Origin of the sequence: Neobacillus drentensis, from assembly GCF_036966985.1 — a bacterium.
Lineage (GTDB): Bacteria > Bacillota > Bacilli > Bacillales > Cytobacillaceae > Neobacillus > Neobacillus drentensis_E.
Map to the genome: position 1 here is coordinate 1 of NZ_JBALSN010000430.1, position 2,706 is coordinate 2,706.

Here is a 2,706-nt window from a genome sequence, read left to right on the forward strand (position 1 = left end):
CGTTTTAATAATTCAGCTTTTTCAGCTTCATATCCCGGCTTACCAAGTAGTGCAAACATGTTCTTTTTATATGCTTCTACTCCAGGTTGATCAAAAGGGTTTACACCCATTAATAATCCGCTTATTCCACATGCCTTTTCGAAGAAGTACACCATTTCTCCAAATGTATATTCGTCTAATTTGTCCAGTTCCACGGAAAGGTTTGGAACTCCTCCATCTACATGGGCTAAAACGGTCCCTTGGAAGGCATTCTTATTGACATAATCCATTGTTTTTCCTGCAAGATAATTTAAGCCATCTAAGTCCGAAGCCTCTTCTTTCATAGTAATATCAAGTTTCGGTTCTTTTATTGATACAACTGTCTCAATTAAATCACGACGACCTTCCTGTACATATTGACCCATAGAATGAAGATCTGTCGTTAAATCAACTGAAGCTGGAAATAGACCTTTTTGATCCTTCCCTTCACTCTCGCCAAAAAGTTGCTTCCACCATTCTGAAACAAAGTGAAGTGATGGTTCAAAGTTTACAAGAAGTTCAATGGATTTTCCTTTTCGATATAGAGCGTTTCTAACTGCAGCGTACTGATAACTTTGGTTTGTAGCCAAGCCTGGATTATTATATTTGTCTGCAGCAGCTTTTGCCCCTTCCATCATTTTATCAATATTAAGGCCTGCAACAGCTATTGGTAATAATCCCACTGCAGTTAAAACAGAGTACCTCCCACCAACATCATCAGGGATAACAAATGTTTCATATCCTTCTTCATCTGCTAGTGTTTTTAAAGCGCCTCTTTCCCGATCGGTTGTTGCATAAATTCGTTTTTTTGCTTCCTCCTTTCCATACTTATTCTCCAAATATTCTCGGAAGATGCGAAAAGCGATTGCTGGCTCCGTTGTCGTACCAGATTTGGAGATCACATTTACAGAAATATCTTTGTCTTTTATTAGTTCCAGTAAATGAGAAATATAGGTGGCACTAATATTTTGACCAGCAAAATATATTTGCGTTTCCTTTCCCATTTGATTGTGAAAAGTATGAGAAAGTGCTTCGATTGCAGCTCTAGCTCCTAGATAAGAGCCACCGATACCAATAACGATTAAAGCATCGGAATTACTGCGAATTCTCTCAGCCGCTGCTTTAATTCTTGCAAATTCTTCCTTATCATAATCATATGGTAAATTTACCCATCCTAGATAATCAGATCCAGGACCTTTCTTTTCATGAAGCATATTGTGAGCAACTTTTACAAATTCGCCTAGGTTATCAACTTCACCTTGATTCATAAATGAAAGAGCATTAGAATAATCAAACGAGATAGCCATTTTCCATTTTCTCCTTTTTGTATTTTCGATTAAAGGTTATAAGGGCGTTAGAAATGATCTAACCCCCTATATGTTTTACTATTTTTTAGTGAGCATTTTTCCAATCAGCCGCAAATTTTTCGATTCCTTGATCTGTTAGTGGGTGTTTCGATATTTGTTCAATTACCTTAAATGGAATAGTAGCAATATGAGCACCTGCCATAGCCACACGAGTTACGTGGTCTGGATGGCGAACAGATGCTGCAATGATTTGTGATTCTAAATTCTGGACACGGAATAACTCAGCTATACGGGAAACGAGTTGTACACCATCTTCGCTAATATCATCTAAACGACCCAAGAATGGAGAAACATAGGTAGCACCTGCCCGTGCTGCCAACAGTGCCTGGTTGACAGTAAAAATGAGAGTAACGTTAGTTTTAACACCTTTTTTTGTAAGATAACGGCAGGCCTCTAATCCATCTAATGTCATTGGAAGTTTGATTGTAATATTCTTATCGCCGCCATTAATTTTTATTAGTTCGTTTGCTTCAGCAATCATTTGTTCAGCTGTCAAAGCATTAGGAGTTACTTCGGCAGAAACAGACTCTACATCGGGAACAGCATTTAAGATTTCTGCTATACGATCTTCAAATTTTACTCCTTCTTTGGCAACTAAAGAAGGATTTGTGGTAACACCAGATAAAACTCCGATTTTATATGCTTTCTTAATTTCGTCTAAATTAGCCGTATCAATAAAAAATTTCATAACTATTTCCTCCAATTTATATTTATTAACTTATTTATTTATTTTTTCAACAGCATGTCCACCAAACTCATTGCGGAGTGCGGCTACGACCTTTCCGGTAAAGGTATCATTCTCTAAAGAGCGATAGCGCATTAATAATGACATGGCAATCACCGGAGTAGCTGTTTGAAGATCTAGAGCAGTTTCCACAGTCCATTTTCCNNTGCATGATACCTTTAATTTCCTCTAATTGCGGAGATTTTGAAAATGCATTTTCGGTTAATTCCATTAGCCAGGAACGAATAACAGAACCATTATTCCAAACTCTTGCTACTTTTTCGTAATCGTAATCGAATTCACTTTTTTCAAGCACTTCAAACCCTTCGCCGATTGCAGCCATCATGGCATACTCGATACCATTATGAACCATCTTAAGGAAGTGTCCGCTGCCTGCTTTCCCTGCATATAAGTAACCATTTTCCACTGCTGAATCTCTAAAAATTGGTTCAACGATTTCCCATGCTTCAGGGTCACCGCCAATCATATAGCATGCACCATGAAGTGCGCCTTCCATCCCGCCTGATGTGCCTGCATCCATAAATCTAATTCCTACTTCTTTTAATTCGTTATAACGTTGAATTGATTCTTTATAAT

2 protein-coding genes and 1 pseudogene are annotated in these 2,706 nt (G+C 37.9%); all 3 read right to left on the reverse strand.

The window, feature by feature from the left end; translation table 11 throughout:
• Window positions 1–1,325 (reverse strand): glucose-6-phosphate isomerase (locus V7659_RS24330; protein ID WP_335542717.1); only part of this gene is annotated, 1,325 nt, incomplete at its 3' end.
• 85 nt (window positions 1,326–1,410) lie between these two features.
• Window positions 1,411–2,073: a fructose-6-phosphate aldolase gene (gene fsa, locus V7659_RS24335; RefSeq protein ID WP_335542718.1), complete on the reverse strand. Its 663-nt coding sequence runs from the start codon at window positions 2,071–2,073 to the stop codon at window positions 1,411–1,413.
• A gap of 30 nt (window positions 2,074–2,103) precedes the next feature.
• Window positions 2,104–2,706, reverse strand: a pseudogene (gene gnd, locus V7659_RS24340) (phosphogluconate dehydrogenase (NAD(+)-dependent, decarboxylating)); the annotation flags it as partial.